The sequence below is a fragment of the Lysinibacillus sp. HST-98 genome, assembly GCF_016757845.1.
GTDB classification, from domain to species: Bacteria; Bacillota; Bacilli; order Bacillales_A; family Planococcaceae; genus Lysinibacillus; species Lysinibacillus capsici.
The window spans coordinates 14,014-29,908 of record NZ_JAENHX010000007.1 but is presented as its reverse complement, the minus strand read 5'-3'; the positions used below and the strand labels follow the sequence as shown (position 1 = coordinate 29,908).

General features: G+C 37.7%; 12 protein-coding genes. 5 read left to right on the top strand and 7 right to left on the bottom strand.

Features of this window, described 5'->3' with window-relative positions; genetic code table 11:
* Positions 1 to 87: 87 nt before the first annotated feature.
* From JIN86_RS15765 to JIN86_RS15735, 7 genes are all read right to left on the bottom strand, one after another.
* On the bottom strand, positions 88 to 1,014 hold the full coding sequence (locus JIN86_RS15765; RefSeq protein WP_004227365.1) for an ABC transporter ATP-binding protein: 927 nt from the start codon (positions 1,012 to 1,014) through the stop codon (positions 88 to 90).
* On the bottom strand, positions 1,007 to 2,062 hold the full coding sequence (locus tag JIN86_RS15760) for an ABC transporter ATP-binding protein (protein ID WP_004227367.1): 1,056 nt from the start codon (positions 2,060 to 2,062) through the stop codon (positions 1,007 to 1,009). The genes JIN86_RS15765 and JIN86_RS15760 overlap by 8 nt, the downstream gene beginning before the upstream one ends.
* Positions 2,063 to 2,075: 13 nt before the next feature.
* Positions 2,076 to 2,996, bottom strand: a complete 921-nt coding sequence (locus tag JIN86_RS15755) for an ABC transporter permease (protein WP_004227369.1) — start codon at positions 2,994 to 2,996, stop codon at positions 2,076 to 2,078.
* A complete protein-coding gene (locus tag JIN86_RS15750; protein WP_004227372.1) occupies positions 2,996 to 3,925 on the bottom strand; it encodes an ABC transporter permease in 930 nt (309 codons plus the stop codon). Before JIN86_RS15750 ends, JIN86_RS15755 begins: the two co-directional genes overlap by 1 nt.
* Before the next feature lie 132 nt (positions 3,926 to 4,057).
* Positions 4,058 to 5,722 carry a peptide ABC transporter substrate-binding protein gene (locus JIN86_RS15745; RefSeq protein ID WP_004227373.1) on the bottom strand — a complete coding sequence of 555 codons (1,665 nt, stop codon included), beginning with the start codon at positions 5,720 to 5,722 and terminating at the stop codon, positions 4,058 to 4,060.
* Between the two features lie 908 nt (positions 5,723 to 6,630).
* Entirely contained in the window at positions 6,631 to 8,316 is a 1,686-nt protein-coding gene (locus JIN86_RS15740; protein WP_202342366.1) for a methyl-accepting chemotaxis protein, read from the bottom strand.
* Between the two features lie 254 nt (positions 8,317 to 8,570).
* Entirely contained in the window at positions 8,571 to 10,268 is a 1,698-nt protein-coding gene (locus JIN86_RS15735) for an Rqc2 family fibronectin-binding protein (RefSeq protein WP_202342365.1), read from the bottom strand.
* A gap of 261 nt (positions 10,269 to 10,529) precedes the next feature.
* On the opposite strand from JIN86_RS15735, the gene JIN86_RS15730 reads away from it, so the two are divergent.
* The 5 genes from JIN86_RS15730 to priA all read left to right on the top strand — a co-directional run bounded on the left by JIN86_RS15730 (position 10,530) and on the right by priA (position 15,845).
* Positions 10,530 to 11,405 carry a YicC/YloC family endoribonuclease gene (locus JIN86_RS15730; RefSeq protein ID WP_004227378.1) on the top strand — a complete coding sequence of 292 codons (876 nt, stop codon included), beginning with the start codon at positions 10,530 to 10,532 and terminating at the stop codon, positions 11,403 to 11,405.
* A gap of 43 nt (positions 11,406 to 11,448) precedes the next feature.
* A complete protein-coding gene (gene gmk, locus JIN86_RS15725) occupies positions 11,449 to 12,066 on the top strand; it encodes a guanylate kinase (RefSeq protein ID WP_202342364.1) in 618 nt (205 codons plus the stop codon).
* Between the two features lie 4 nt (positions 12,067 to 12,070).
* On the top strand, positions 12,071 to 12,298 hold the full coding sequence (rpoZ, locus tag JIN86_RS15720) for a DNA-directed RNA polymerase subunit omega (RefSeq protein ID WP_004227380.1): 228 nt from the start codon (positions 12,071 to 12,073) through the stop codon (positions 12,296 to 12,298).
* Between the two features lie 134 nt (positions 12,299 to 12,432).
* The gene (gene coaBC, locus JIN86_RS15715; RefSeq protein ID WP_202342363.1) at positions 12,433 to 13,437 is read left to right on the top strand and encodes a bifunctional phosphopantothenoylcysteine decarboxylase/phosphopantothenate--cysteine ligase CoaBC; all 1,005 of its coding nucleotides are present in this window, start codon (positions 12,433 to 12,435) and stop codon (positions 13,435 to 13,437) included.
* Positions 13,434 to 15,845 carry a primosomal protein N' gene (gene priA, locus JIN86_RS15710; RefSeq protein WP_202342362.1) on the top strand — a complete coding sequence of 804 codons (2,412 nt, stop codon included), beginning with the start codon at positions 13,434 to 13,436 and terminating at the stop codon, positions 15,843 to 15,845. Before coaBC ends, priA begins: the two co-directional genes overlap by 4 nt.
* Positions 15,846 to 15,895 lie beyond the last annotated feature (50 nt).

Genomic DNA, 15,895 nt, shown 5'->3' with positions numbered 1-15,895 from the left:
ATGCAGGTTTAGACTACAGTTAAATGAGGGTATAAATTAAAAAAACTCCCATCACAGTTTTTATACTGTCGATAGGAGTTATAGCTTTTAGCGATTCCCAACCCAAGTTTTTACTAGATCAGCAGTACCATAAACATAATGCTGGTCACCTACTTCATGGTAGGTTGCACTTTCGTCAACCTCTGTATGCTTGTACTGAATACGTTGACGGCGCTTCTCTGACATTGGATCAGGAAGTGGGATAGCTGATAATAAAGATTTTGTATACGGATGAACAGGGTGATTGTAGATATCATCTGCTTTACCGATTTCCATGATTTTACCGCGGTACATTACAGCAATACGGTCACTGATGTATTTTACCATAGATAAGTCATGGGCAATGAAAAGATATGTTAAGCCACGTTCTTTTTGTAGTTGTTTTAGTAAGTTAACAACTTGCGCTTGGATGGATACGTCTAGCGCAGAAATCGGCTCATCCGCAATGATAAACTTAGGATCTAAACTTAGTGCACGGGCAATCCCAATACGTTGACGTTGACCACCAGAGAATTCGTGTGCGTAACGATTCGCGTGCTCTTTGTTTAAACCTACAGCTTCAAGTAACTCTTGGATTTTTGCACGACGTTCTTTTTTATCCTTGTAAAGGCCATGAATATCAAAGGCTTCACCAATGATCTCACCAGCCGTCATACGAGGGTTTAAAGAAGCATAAGGATCTTGGAAAATCATTTGCATTTGACGGTTAAATTTCTTCAACTCAGTTTTGGATTTTTTTCCATGGACATTTTCACCATCGAAAACAATCTCGCCACCTGTAATATCATATAATCGAATGATTGAACGACCAGTTGTTGACTTACCACAACCTGATTCACCCACAAGACCAAGTGTTTCACCTTCGTAAACATCGAAGCTGATACCATCTACAGCTTTAATAGGATTACTTGGCGAACCAAAATGCTGCTGTAAATTTTTGATTTCAAGAATTTTTTTCGCACCAGTTTTAGTCATTTTCTTGTGCCTCCTTTGCTAAATACCCTTCAATACGTTTAGCAACCGCATCTGGAAGAGGAATCTTTGGTGCATCAGGATGCAACAACCAAGTCTTTGCAAAATGTGTTTCACTTACTTGGAACATTGGTGGCTCTTGTTCATAATCAATCGCCATAGCATACTCGTTACGAGCTGCAAATGCATCACCCTTAGGTGGATTCGTAAGATCGGGTGGTGAGCCTGGAATCGTACGTAATAGCTCGTCCGTATCATTATCTAAATCTGGCATTGAACCAAGTAGACCCCATGTGTAAGGATGCTTTGGATTATAGAAAATATCATTCACAGTACCATATTCAACGATTTGTCCAGCGTACATTACTGCTACACGGTCAGCGATATTCGCCACTACACCTAAATCGTGTGTAATGAAAATGATAGATGTTTTCGAGTTTTTCTGAATTTCTTTCATTAATTCTAAAATTTGCGCTTGAATGGTTACGTCTAGAGCTGTTGTCGGCTCATCTGCAATTAATAGCTTAGGATCAGCTGCAAGGGCAATGGCAATAACAACACGTTGACGCATACCACCTGAAAATTCATGTGGGTATTGGTTATAGCGTTTTTCAGGGAAGGGGATACCTACCTGTGTTAAAAGCTCAATCGCACGTTTTTTCGCTTCATTTTTAGAAACTTTTTTGTGTTGCAAAATGACTTCAGTTATTTGACGTCCGACCTTCATTGTTGGGTTCAAACTTGTCATAGGGTCTTGGAAAATCATTGCAATTTCATTTCCGCGTACTTTAGACATTTCTTTATCAGTTAATGGAACTAAATCACGACCATTAAATAAAATTTGTCCTGACTCATAAATACCAGGTGGCTGTGGAATTAGTTTCATTAATGCATTACTCGTAACACTTTTACCAGAGCCTGATTCACCTACTATAGCGAGTGTTTCACCCTCCTTTAAATCAAAGTTAACACCACGTACAGCACGGACAAGCCCTGCATAAGTTTTAAAGTTAATTCTTAAATCTTTTACTTCTAGAATTGTTTTACTCATTTCGGCCACCTCCTTATTTACGTAGTTTTGGATCTAGAGCGTCACGTAAGCCGTCACCAACTGCGTTAAACGCAAAGATTGTTAGTGAGATAAATACTGCTGGGAAAATCAAGCGCCATGGAGCATTGGCAATAGCTTTATTACCATCAGAGGCCATTGTACCCCAAGAAGCTGTCGGAGCAGGCACTCCAAGACCAAGGTAGCTTAGGAATGATTCAGTGAAAATAGCAGATGGAATTGTTAACGTCATCGTTACTAAGATTGCACCAAGAGCATTCGGAACTAAGTGTTTAATAATTAAATGGCCTGTACTAGCACCTAATGTACGAGCGGCAAGAACATACTCTTGATTTTTAATAGATAGTACTTCACCACGAACGATACGTGCCATGTTAATCCATCCAGTGATGGACAGGGCAATAATCATAGGAATTAAACCAGGTTGCATAACAACTAAAAGTACGATTACTACTAGAAGGTAAGGTACAGCTGTTAAAACGTCAGCAATACGCATCATGATGTTATCAACGCGACCGCCTGCTAAGCCCGAAATACTTCCCCATAAAACACCGATAATTAAGTCAATAATCGCTGCAGCAATTCCGATAAATAGGGAAATACGAGCGCCTTCCCAAATACGAACGAAAATATCACGACCAAGGTCATCCGTTCCAAACCAAAATTGTGCAGATGGTGGTGCATTGTAAACACCTAGCTGATCACTTGCTTTATATTGAGAAAGCATTGGTACGAATGTAGCCATTAAAATAACAATGATTAAAATGATTATCCCAATGATGGCTAATTTGTTATGAGAGAAACGGAGAAATACTTCTTTCCAAAAGGAGACTGATTTATCAGCTAATTTTTCCGTTGCTTCATGATTGCCACCAACAATTTTAAACTTATCTTTTTCAATTTGTTGCTGTGTCATTATTTTTTCGCTCCTTTCAGTTTAATACGCGGATCAATCACACTATATAGAATATCAACGATTAATACCGCAAATAAAAGGATGATGGAATAGAACACCGTCGTACCCATAATGACTGTATAGTCACGGTTTGTAATACTTTGAACGAAGTGCTTCCCAAGTCCAGGAATAGCGAAAATTTGCTCAACAATGAAACTACCTGTTACAACACCAGCTGTTAATGGACCAAGGTATGTTACGACTGGCAGAAGGGCATTTCGTAATGTATGACGGAATACGATTGTCCATTTACCAATACCTTTTGCACGAGCCATTTTTACATAATCACTATTGTTTTGTTCAAGCATACTTGAACGTGTTAATTTTGCGATAAAGCCCATATGTGAGAAAGCGATTGCAAGGGCTGGTAAAATACTATAAATAAAGCCCTTCCACCCACTAATAGGGAACCAGCCTAGCTTAAAGGCTAAGAAATACTGCATTAAACCTGCTAAGATAAATGAAGGTACTGATATACCGAGCACCGCAAAGGACGTTGCCAAATAATCCGGGAACCTATTATGATATAGCGCGGAAACTACGCCAATTAATACACCGAATCCAACTGCTAATAGCATAGCTTCAATCCCTAATGTTAATGAAACAGGGAAACTTTCAGAAATCATATCATTTGTAGAACGCGCTTTATATTTCATTGACTCACCGAAATTGAATGTGGCCGTATCGATTAAATAATCTTTATATTGAATATACCAAGGGTTATTTAATCCATACGTTTCGTTTAACTTCTCCTCAATTTGAGGTGGGAAATTACGTTCACTCGCGAAAGGACTACCAGGAGCGAGACGCATTAAGAAAAACGTAACCGTTACGATGACGAAAAGCGCGAGAAGTATATACATCAGCCTTTTCAAAATATATTTAATCACATAAAACTCCTCCTTCTATTTGTCAATTTTCAGACAAATATATGCCTTCGTATTTTAAAAAGAGCTGACTCGCGCCGAAGTGGCTACGAGGCAGCTCTTCGCTGTAGAGCTAAATAAGCGAATTATTGTTGATTATTTCTCTACTTTAACCTCTTTAAGAGAGATGTTACCAAGGATGTCTGCCTTCATGTTTTTCACATAATCTTGTACTACAGATAGGTTCGTGTAGTAGTAGATTGGAATAACTGGGAAATCATTCACAGCAACTTTTTCAGCTTGTTTTAAAAGCTCAAGACGTTTAGCAGGATCTGCTTCAACGTTAGATTGATCTAATAATTTTTTGTATTCTGCACTTTCCCAACCAGTATCGTTGTTACCGTTTGCAGCAGTGTCATACATCTCTAAGAATGTATAAGCATCGTTGTAGTCACCAACCCAGCCCATACGGCCAACTTGGTAATCTAATTGGTTAAGTTTTTCTAAATATACTTGCCATTCAGAGTTATCTAGACCTACAGTGATACCAAGGTTTTTAGTCCAGCCCTCTTGAACGTATTGAGCGATAGCAGCGTGTGCTTCACTTGTGTTGTAAGAAAGGTTAATTTTGATATCTGCTGGGTTTGTAATTCCAAGTTCTTTCATACCAGCTTCAAGTGCTGCTTTAGCACCTTCGATATCGTTATCTTTGAAGTAACCACGGTCTTCTTCAAAGCCATGAACTGCGATAGGAACCATACCTAATGCAGGTTTTTGCTCACCTTTAGTAATGTTGTCAATTAAACCTTGACGATCAACTGCTAAAGCTAACGCTTTACGGATGTTAGCGTTTCCAGTGATTTTATCTTTTGTATTAAGCTTGTACCAGTAAACAGAAGCTTGGTCATTGATATTTAATGAACCATCAGCTTTGAATGCATCGATTGAATCAAGTGCCACAGATTGGAATGGTGCACCTAAGTAGTCAATTTCTCCAGCTTTGAAGCTTGTTGCTGCAGTTGCTTCAGACTCAACCATACCGATATTAACAGTTTCTAAAGAAACTTTATCAGCATCCCAGTACTCTGGGTTTTTCTTTAATACGATTGTATCATTGTGTCTCCATTCAGCTAATGTGAAAGGACCGTTTGTTACATAGTTTTCACCAGCATCTGCATACCACTCATCATTACCTTCAACTACTTTTTGGTTTAATGGTGCATATGTTTTGAATGCTGTTAATTCTAAGAAGTAAGGTGTTGGGTTTTCTAAAGTTACTACTAATGTTTTTTCGTCTTGTGCTTTAACGCCTACATCATCAGCAGAACCTTCACCATTGTTGTATGCTGCAGCACCTTTAATTGGGTAAAGGATTGAAGCATATTCAGAAAGATTGTCTGGGTTTAATGCCCATTTCCAAGCGTATTCGAAGTCACCAGCTACTACTGGATCTCCGTTTGACCATTTAGCATCACGTAATTTGAACGTGTATGTTTTTAAATCTTCACTAACTTCCCAGCTTTCAGCAGCAGCTGCAACTGGACGAGCGTCTGCATCAAGTGTTGTTAATCCTTCAAAAGTATTTGTAAGAATAACACCAGAAGTTGTATCTGTTGCTAATGCAGGATGAAGTGATGGCGGCTCAGAAGCTACTACAACATTTAATTCGCCACCTGATGAAGTTGTTTCTTCTGAAGAACCAGAATCTTTTCCTTCGTCTTTTGATTTGTCAGACGAATCTCCACCGAAGCCACATGCAGCAAGTACTAAAGAAAATACTGCAAGAACTGTTAATAATAAAAACTTTTTGTTTTTATTCATGTGAATCCCCCTTATACAATTTTTAAGCCTTTTGTGAAGCTCCTATTTAATATACCAAAAAAATCATTGTGTACAAAATAAAAAAGATTCGAATTTATATAGTATTATCTGACATTTAGGAGAATAATAAATTTTTCCGATTTATCACACTAAAGAGGGAAAGTGTATATATATTAAAAATTTGATATTTACTTATTATGAATATCAAAAATAAAGTAAAAACAAAAAAATGATTTACTATACGGAAAATTCCTATTTTTTTGATAATATTATGGATATTTGAAAAATGAATCAAAAGTCATGGATGTAATACCTTGAGGAATTTGTATAGATTTGTAGAAAATCTATGTAAAACTCAGTGAATTAGTTTCTTTTACAGGTAATTTCTTGTAATTTACTATCGCAAAACATGAATATTTATATCTATTAATGATATATAAGAAACTTGTTTTGTATTTTTCTAAGATTATCCATTTGTGGGGAAGGAAAAGAAAAAAATGAGCATTTGTATGAAAAAAGGTACCCATACTAAGAAAAAATTGGATTTAGTGACAAGCTAGTTTATGAGATTAAGTTTTTTTGAAATAATTTTAGAACCAGTTGTATATACATGCATATATGCAGTTGGTTACTGTTTTATTCATCAGTCAAAAAATAAAAGGAATGCTTCAATTCGTCCTATATTCTTCCAAAGAGAACCGTTTTAATCATATTGTTTTTTTGAGGATGTCATTTGTCTTACTGAAGAGGATTGATCATGCAAATAATTACTAAAAATCTGTTTATTCATCGAATGAAAACGTTATCAATAGCTATTCAGAAGGATATCTTCCACTTTTTAAGTGGTGTACTATGAAAAAAATATAAAAAAACAGTGCATCCCATCTATAAAATGCACTGTTTTCTATTTAAAGTTTAAATTGATTGATTTGATTCTGTAAATCTAAGGACTTTTCGCTTAGATCTGCGGCAACTTGGTTTACTTGTTGTACTGTTATAGATTGTTCTCTTGTTGCTGAAGCTACAATTTTTGTATTATCCGCGCTCGTTGAAGCACCATGGGCGATTTCTGCAACTGACGCTGCAACCTGTTCAGCACTAGCTGAAATTTCTTCAGAGGTAGCTGATATATCTTCAATCTGATCTGTCATCGTATTAATGGCTTTCACAATTCCTTCAAAGGCTTGTCCAGCATGTCCGATGATTTTAACGCCCTCTGTGACAGAATGAAGTCCATCAAAGACTGCCTTTTCTACATTATGTGTATCCTGTTGAATATCTAGCGTTAAGGCAACGATTTGGTTGGCTGATTGTTTGGATTCCTCAGCTAACTTACGAACCTCATCTGCTACAACCGCAAATCCTTTACCATGCTCTCCGGCTCTAGCCGCTTCAATTGCTGCATTGAGTGCCAGTAAATTTGTTTGATCTGTAATGGCTGTAATGACAGCTGTGATCTGACTAATCTCATCTGATTGCTTACTCAATTTTTGAACAAGATTATTAATCATTTGTGTTGATTCATGGATAATATTCATTTGCTGCTGAGCTTCTTCTACCGTCTCATTTCCATTTGTTGCTAATTCTGAAGTTGTGATAGCATTCTGATGTAGTTGTTGAGTTGCCTCAGCTATTCGTTGAACACCTACAGCCGTTTCATCCATTGCGTGTGCGCTTTCGTTAGCTGCTACTGTAGCTGTCACTGCAGCATCAGCTGTTTCATTAATCCGTATTGTTATTTCATCAGCAGTGGCAGTTATTTCTTCAGTGGAGGCAGAAAGTTCCTCTACTGAAGCTGTTAAATGCTCTGCATTGTCCTGTATATGCGTTAATAAATTTTTCAGATTACCCTTCATGGCATTAAAAGCTGTTGAAAGCTGACCAATTTCATCTTTTGATTGATGGGTGATATCTGGATGAATTAATTCACCATTAGCTACATGGCTGGCTGCCAGAACGACAGATTTTAAAGGGCGTGAGATTGTCCGTTGTATATAGAAAATAAGGAAAATACCTAGAGCGATACCAATAATGATTGCGATAATGGAAATAATTTGGGAATTAAATACAGCCTGTTTAGATTCTTTTGTCACAATATCTAGTTGTTCCTTTTGATAGTTTCCAATTTTATCGGATACATCTTGTATACCTTTATTCGTTTGTTGTACTTCACCATTTACCTTTTGCAAAGCACCTTCTAGATTACCAGCTTCAAATAGAGCTATTGCTTCGGTTGCTGCCTTGTTAAAAGTATCATTATGAACTTTTAATTCCTGTGCATATGTTTCCATTTCAGCTGAATTTGATTTTTCAATGATTTCTTCCACATGTGTGTCGAGCATACTTGCATATTTTGAGAAACTCTCTTTGTTAGCAGGTTTGTCTTCGATGATGATGGCACGAATGAAAAGACCTTGCATAGCCATTTCGAATTGAATATCATCTGCTAATTCTACAAGGGCAACATGTCCTTCTAATGCATTTTCAATCTTTTTTTCAATGTTTGAAAATAACAGAAACATAATGAACAAAGAAATGATTAATGTGAGAATAATTGCAAAGAAACCAAAGCTTAATTTTTTACCTACAGACATATAGATACGCCCTTTCCTTAAATGCTCTATAAAATTTTTTATACTTTAATTTAGCGTTTCTCAGTAGTAGAAGTCAATATTCGTTGAAGGAAACAGTGCAGATTATTCATGTGCTTTTATATTGTTATTATAATAAGGAAGATTGTCTGTAAAAATCAATCAAGATAAGGTTGTTTTCATCGTTTTATAGTACGGATTACGTGTACGCGTTATAAAAAAGAAGAAACCGATACAATTTGTATCGGTTTCTTCCTTTATGACTGTTTCTTTAACTGTAAAATGACTGTCTCATCAGGGTCAATATACAGTGTCTTTTGTTCAAAATAGATGACGAAACCAGGTTTGGCACCATTTGGTTTTTTGACCTGTTTTATTTCGGTATAATCTACAGGCACAGAAGAGGATTCTCTGGCCTTAGAAAAATAGGCGGCTAGTGTGGCAGCTTCTCGCAACGTCGTTTCATCTGGTTCACTTGAATGAATGACAACATGAGATCCAGGAATATCTTTTGTGTGTAACCAAATATCAGTCCGCTTTGCTAGTTTAAATGTCAGCATGTCATTTTGTTTATTGTTTTTTCCAACAGAGATTATTACACCTGTAGAAGAAACATAGCGTTCTGGTTCAGGTTTCGCTTGTTTTTTCTTTTTCTTCGCATGACGTAGTTTTAAGTAACCTTGCTCTGCTAACTCTTCACGAATTTCCTCAATATCTCCAGGAGAAGCCTGCTGAACTTGCTGTGCTAGCATTTCGAAGTAAGAAATTTCATCAGTCGTTTTTTCTAGCTGCTCTTGAACCATGACCAAGGCATTTTTTGCCTTTGTGTACTTTGTATAATAGCTTTGGGCATTTTCAATCGGTGTTTTACGTTCGCTTACTGGAATCGTTATTTCTTCGCCAGTTTCACTATAGTAATTTGTGACAGTAACTTCCTTGACTCCTTTTTCAAAGGCATAGATATTAGCCATTAATAGCTCACCATATAGTTGGAATTGATCGAGCTTGGAGGCACGTTCATAATCTTTCGTTAACTTTTTTGTTTTTAAAGCTAGTTTGTCAATCTCATTTTGTAGCCAGCGCTCTAAATCGCCTGCTTGTTGTTTTACACGATCTCGCTCTGCACGTGCAAAAAATACACGATCAAGAAGCTCATGGACATTAGGATAGATTGTTATATCCCCATCGTGCAAGTGCGTTAATTCGATAGGGGAAAAGTGTACTTTATGATTGAAGAGTACGTACATTGGCTTCATTCCACCGTTAGCAAAGGAGGTCATAAAATCCTTGAAACAAGCTAGCGTATTTGAAGTCTTTTTCATTCGATACAATAATTCTTCCGCGTGGAGAGGTGAAAAACCAGCTAATTGTTGCACTAGCTCTTTAGAGGTTTTCCCTTCAGCAAAAAATGCTGTTAGCTCTTCATCTGTCACTGTTAAAGGATTCCATTTGTTTTGTGAGGGTGGTGCAATATACGGTTGCCCTGGTAGTACAGTACGGAAGCTATTGACTGAAGGCGGTAGATGTTTTAGGCTGTCAATAATTTTTCCCTGCTCTTGATCAATCAACAGTAGATTACTATGTCTACCCATAATTTCAGCATGTATTTCTCTTACAATTGGATCTCCAATTTCATTTTTACTTTCAATTTCTACTATTATAATGCGATCAAAATCACGCTGTTTTATGGAAGCAATAAAACCACCCTCTATATGCTTACGCAAAAGCATACAAAACATTGGCGGCTCTGCTGGATTTTCAATCACGTGTTCAGTAAGGTGTACACGTGCATAAGAAGAGTGGATGGAAAACAGTAATTTATGATTCTTTCCGTTCGCTCGCACATGTAAAATAACCTCTTGTGCATTAGGTTGGTGTATTTTGGTAATCCGACCAGTGACTAGCTGTTGTAAGTCGGCAGTTATTGAATAAGTAAATAAGCCATCAAATGCCATATGAATTCCTCTTTCCAACGATATCAAGCATCTTGGTACTTTCGTATTTTTTTCTTAATGTATCTGCATTCACTATTTTTAAGCTTCTGCAAATACTCTTTTGGTATGTTTATCATAGCATTTTTTAGGTGAATATTAAAATATAGCTTCAATTGTGGTAGAATTAGCTTTTACTTTATCCAAATTTTTTTGGAGAGTCGTCATAATCGACAAAGCTTATGTTATAATAATCCCAGTATGCAAAGAAAGGTGTGACGAACCTTGGTGCGTAGTATGACTGGTTTTGGCAGAGGTGTCACAACAACTAGAGACTTTCAATTAACCGTGGAAATGCGCTCGGTCAACCATCGTTTTTTAGAAATTAATGCAAAATTTCCGAAAGAATGGCTTGAAGCTGAAATATTTGCAAAGAAACTAATTTCTCAAGCTTTGTCACGCGGCAAAATTGATGTGATGGTATATGTGAAGGACTTAGAGAACGTAGAGCAATCTATTGAGATTAATTGGTCATTAATTGAAGCGTATCGTAAGGCAAAAGAGCAATTAGCAAGTAAAGTACCACTTGAAGAAAAATGGACGATGCAAGAGCTTTTATCGTTAGAGCAGGCACTTGTACAGCAAAAACCCCAGCTTACACCAGAGGATTTGCTCAGTGCTGTTGAACAAGCGATTTCACAAGCGATTGAACAGCTCGTTCAAATGCGTGAGCGTGAAGGGCAAGAATTACAAGAGGTTGTTGTACAATATAAAGAACAGTTAATGGAGCAAGTCAATCAGATTCGTTTGTGTTCTTCGCTTGCTGTTGAAAAATATCGTACACGATTAATAGAGCGAATTAATGAAGTTGCAAATGGCACATTGCTAGAAGATCGTTTACTAGCGGAAGTAGCAATTTTTGCAGAACGAGTAGACATCTCCGAAGAATTAGACAGATTAGATAGTCACTTCAATCAACTGAAGGAAACATTACTTGAAAAGATTTCGGTTGGGCGTAAATTGGACTTTTTAATGCAGGAAATACATCGCGAGATTAATACGATTGGTTCAAAAAATCAATCTACAGAAGCAGCGGTTGCTGTTGTTCAGGCGAAAACAATTTTAGAAAAGATGCGTGAGCAAGTGCAAAACATCGAATAACTTGCACGTATCTGTTATAAATTAAGGGAGATATAGAGAATAAATGATAAAAGAACGTGGATTATTAATTGTTCTGTCTGGCCCCTCTGGTGTAGGTAAAGGGACAGTGCGAAAAGAATTATTTTCTCAGCCGAATACGAATTATGAGTATTCCATCTCGATGACAACACGAAATCCTCGCGAAGGTGAAGTAGATGGTATAGACTATTTTTTCAAGACACGTCATGAATTTGAAGTGTTAATTGAACAAGGTGGCTTATTAGAGCACGCTGAATTTGTCGGTAACTATTATGGAACACCATTAGCTTATGTAAATGAAACACTTGATGCAGGTCGTGATGTATTTTTAGAAATCGAAGTGCAGGGTGCAGCACAAATTCGTAAAAAAGCACCAGATGCCTTATTTATTTTCTTAGCCCCTCCAAGTTTAACGGAATTAAAAGATCGTTTAGTAGGACGTGGGACAGAAACGGAGGATATCATTGCCAAACGAATCGCTACTGCAAGTGAAGAGCTTGAAATGATGAGCTTGTATGATTATGTTGTGGAAAATGATGAAGTGACGAATGCCTGTGATCGTATAAATGCGATTATTAAAGCCGAGCATTGTCGTAGAGAACGTGTTGAAAAAAGATATTTGTCAATGTTGAGAGGAGAATAAAACAATGCTATACCCATCAGTAGACGCTTTAAAAAAAGAAATCGATTCAAAATATTCATTAGTGAGCCTTGCTTCTAAACGTGCTCGCCAAATGCAAGAAGAGCAAGACACAGAACGCTTACACAAGTATGTTTCCCATAAATATGTTGGGAAAGCACTTGAAGAAGTAGCGGCAGGTGTACTTACGAAAGTATCACAGGATGAGTCAACTGTGTATGAGGACGAAATCTAACATCATGTAAAGAGCTTTACTATGTTTACATGCATGCTAGTCTAGTTAGCAGTAGATTTTGATTATACAGAATGCCGAAAGCTCCCAGGGAATCCTTCTTTGGGAGCTTATCATTTGAAAGGACGACACCTAGCATGAATAAAAATATTTTACTTTGTGTTTCAGGCGGGATTGCCGTATATAAGGCTGTGGCACTCGTAAGCAAGCTATCACAAGCAGGAGCCAATGTAAAAGTCATCATGACAGCCTCTGCTAGACAGTTTGTAAATCCATTAAGTTTTCAAGTGATGTCCAAAAATGATGTTTATTTTGACACGTTTGATGAAAAAGATTCAAGTGTGATTGCTCATATAGACTTAGCAGACTGGGCTGATTTAATTTTAGTAGCGCCCGCTACAGCAAATATAATAGGAAAAATGGCCAATGGTATAGCAGATGATATGATCACAACAACCCTGCTTGCTACGACAGCACCTGTATGGATTGCACCAGCCATGAATGTACACATGTACGACCATCCAGCGGTAAAACGTAATTTGGATAGGCTATCAGCTGATGGCTACAAATTTATTGAGCCTTCCGAAGGTTTTTTAGCATGTGGCTATGTCGGGAAGGGCCGTCTAGAGGAGCCAGAGAAAATCACTGCACTTGTTCAAGATTTTTTTTCGAGAAAAACAAAACCACTAACAGGTAAAACAGTCATAGTGACTGCGGGTGCCCTGCATGTACCATTGGATGAACAGCATGTAATTAGTCCACAGGCAAATGGAGCCATAGGCCGAGCTTTAGCACATGAAGCAAGAATGCTAGGCGCACATGTAATTGAAATAGAAAATTCTAATTTGTTTGGTGCTATACAGCAACTGGAGGCTTATAAAATCCAATACCCTCAGGCAATATTAATCCATGCAGCAAATGTGCCGACTATAAAGGAAACGCCGATCATTTCGGTAGAAGGCATAAAAGCGATCACTTTCGGGCAAAAAGTGCAAGGAACACCAATGCTTAATATACTTTCTGAGAGATGGATTGATTTTAGTGAAAAAGCGCAGCTTAACGGACAGTTTTTGGCGACAATGAACCCACAACTTTTTGCTCAGGCATTATGGTCATATATTATAAAGGGTGAGGAACAATGAGCTTCTTGATAGCAGAGGTCATTGTAGATGTCTCTACTTACCATGTAGACCGTCCATTTGATTATCAAGTACCTGTAGAATGGATTAGTGTTATCGAGTTAGGAAGTCGTGTGAAAGTGCCATTTGGTCCAAGGAATGTCCTGGGTTTTGTTGTTGGATTGAAGCAAGAAACAGATGTACCGTTAAATAAACTAAAGGCAATCAATCAAATTTTAGATATGGAGCCAGTCCTGACAGAAGAGATGTTGCGAATGGCGAAGTGGTTGAAGAACGATACGATTTGCTATGAAATAGATGCCTTGCAAGTGATGTTACCATCTGCACTTCGAGCCAAGTATGAAAAAATGATTAAGCTACAACAAGGTCAACAATTGCCACTAGAGGTACAGGCTATATTCGGGAAGCGTCAACGAGCAAATTTTAAAGAATTTGAGCGAGCAGGTTTACTACCCCTATTGAAACAATTGGTTGCAGATAACATTGTTACAATCGAAAATGTTGTGAAGCAACAGGGAAATGTGAAAGAAATTCGAATGGTTCAAATAACAGCAGACCACCAACTTATTGAACGTGCCTTAGAGCAGTCATCCAGGGCAGTTAAACAACGGCTATTATTGCAATGGATGTGCCAACACTTAGGAGAGGTTTTTACTCCCCAACAAATTTGTGACGAAGCAGGGGTCTCTATATCAGTATTAGAGGCAGTAATTGACAAAGGAGCTGCTCAATTTATTCAAGAGGAAGTATTTCGTGATCCATTTACGAAGGAAGTTTCACGTACACAAGCCTTACAATTAACGGATGAGCAGCAGGTTGCTCTCCAAGCTATTACTACAGCTATGGATCAGCAAATGGCGCAAACCTTTTTATTACATGGTGTGACCGGGAGTGGCAAAACAGAGGTTTATTTGCAGGCTATTCAAAAGGTATTAGAAGAAGGAAAAGAAGCCATTATGTTGGTACCTGAAATCTCTTTAACTCCACAAATGACCGAACGATTCCGCAGTCGCTTTGGTGAGATGGTTGCTGTGATGCATAGTGGATTATCTGTAGGTGAGAAATATGATGAATGGCGTAAAATTCAACAAGGCAAAGTGAAGGTCGTAGTTGGAGCTCGTTCAGCTATTTTTGCTCCCTTTACGAATATAGGGCTTATTATATTGGATGAGGAACATGAGTCAACTTATAAGCAAGAAGATTCACCGCGTTATCATGCAAGAGATGTAGCCATCTGGCGTAGCGAATTTTATAAATGTCCTATTATTTTAGGGAGTGCAACACCAGCATTAGAATCATTTGCAAGAGCTAAAAAGGGAGTATATAAGCTACTCTCCTTAAAACACCGTGCTTTACATCAGGCTTTGCCGACTGTTTTTATTGCAGATATGCGTGAAGAGCTGAGACAAGGTAATCGTTCGATGTTTTCCCAATCATTGATAGAAGCAATCCGTTTAAGACTTGAGAAAAAAGAGCAAATGGTGCTGTTTTTAAACCGTCGTGGCTATTCATCATTTGTACTCTGCCGAGATTGTGGAACAGTTGTCCAATGTCCAAATTGTGATATTTCATTAACCTATCATCGAACAACTGAAAAATTGAAATGTCATTATTGTGGTTACGAGGAACATGTTCCACAAATATGTCCGCAATGTCAAAGTGATCATATCCGTTATTTTGGTACAGGTACACAAAAGGTGGAAGAGGAACTGTATAAGTTGTTTCCTGAGGCAAGAGTATTACGTATGGATGTAGATACTACGAAGCATAAAGGGGCACACGAAGAAATATTGGAGATATTTGGGGCAGGGCAAGCAGATATTTTGCTTGGTACTCAAATGATTGCAAAGGGTCTAGATTTTCCAAATATTACGCTAGTTGGTGTACTTAGTGCTGATACATCCTTACATTTACCTGATTACCGCGCAGCAGAGCGAACATTTCAGCTATTAACACAGGTAAGTGGACGTGCTGGGAGACATGACAAGCTAGGGGAAGTCATCATTCAAACGTATACACCTGAGCATTACGCAATTGAATTAGCTAAATCCCAAGAGTATGAACCATTTTATGAACGTGAGATGTTTTTACGTCGCAGATCCAACTATCCACCTTATTATTTTGTAGCTCTTATTCAATTATCCCATGAAGATGTCATGATGGCTGCTGAATATGCTAGCCGGGTGGCTGATTGGTTACGAGGAAACTTATCGAATCAAGTCGCAATAATAGGACCAACAACTGCGAGTATTGCTCGTCTCCAAAATAGATATCGTTATCAATGTTTGATAAAATATAAAATTGAACCAAATCTAATTCCTGTGTTACAACGTCTACTTGCCATGTATAGAGCAGAGTGGATTAAGCAAGGAATATTAATGACGGTAGATTTAGATCCATCTACTATATAGTTAGCGTGTAATAGTAGCACGATTTTTAATAAAAGTATCAATTAGCTAGT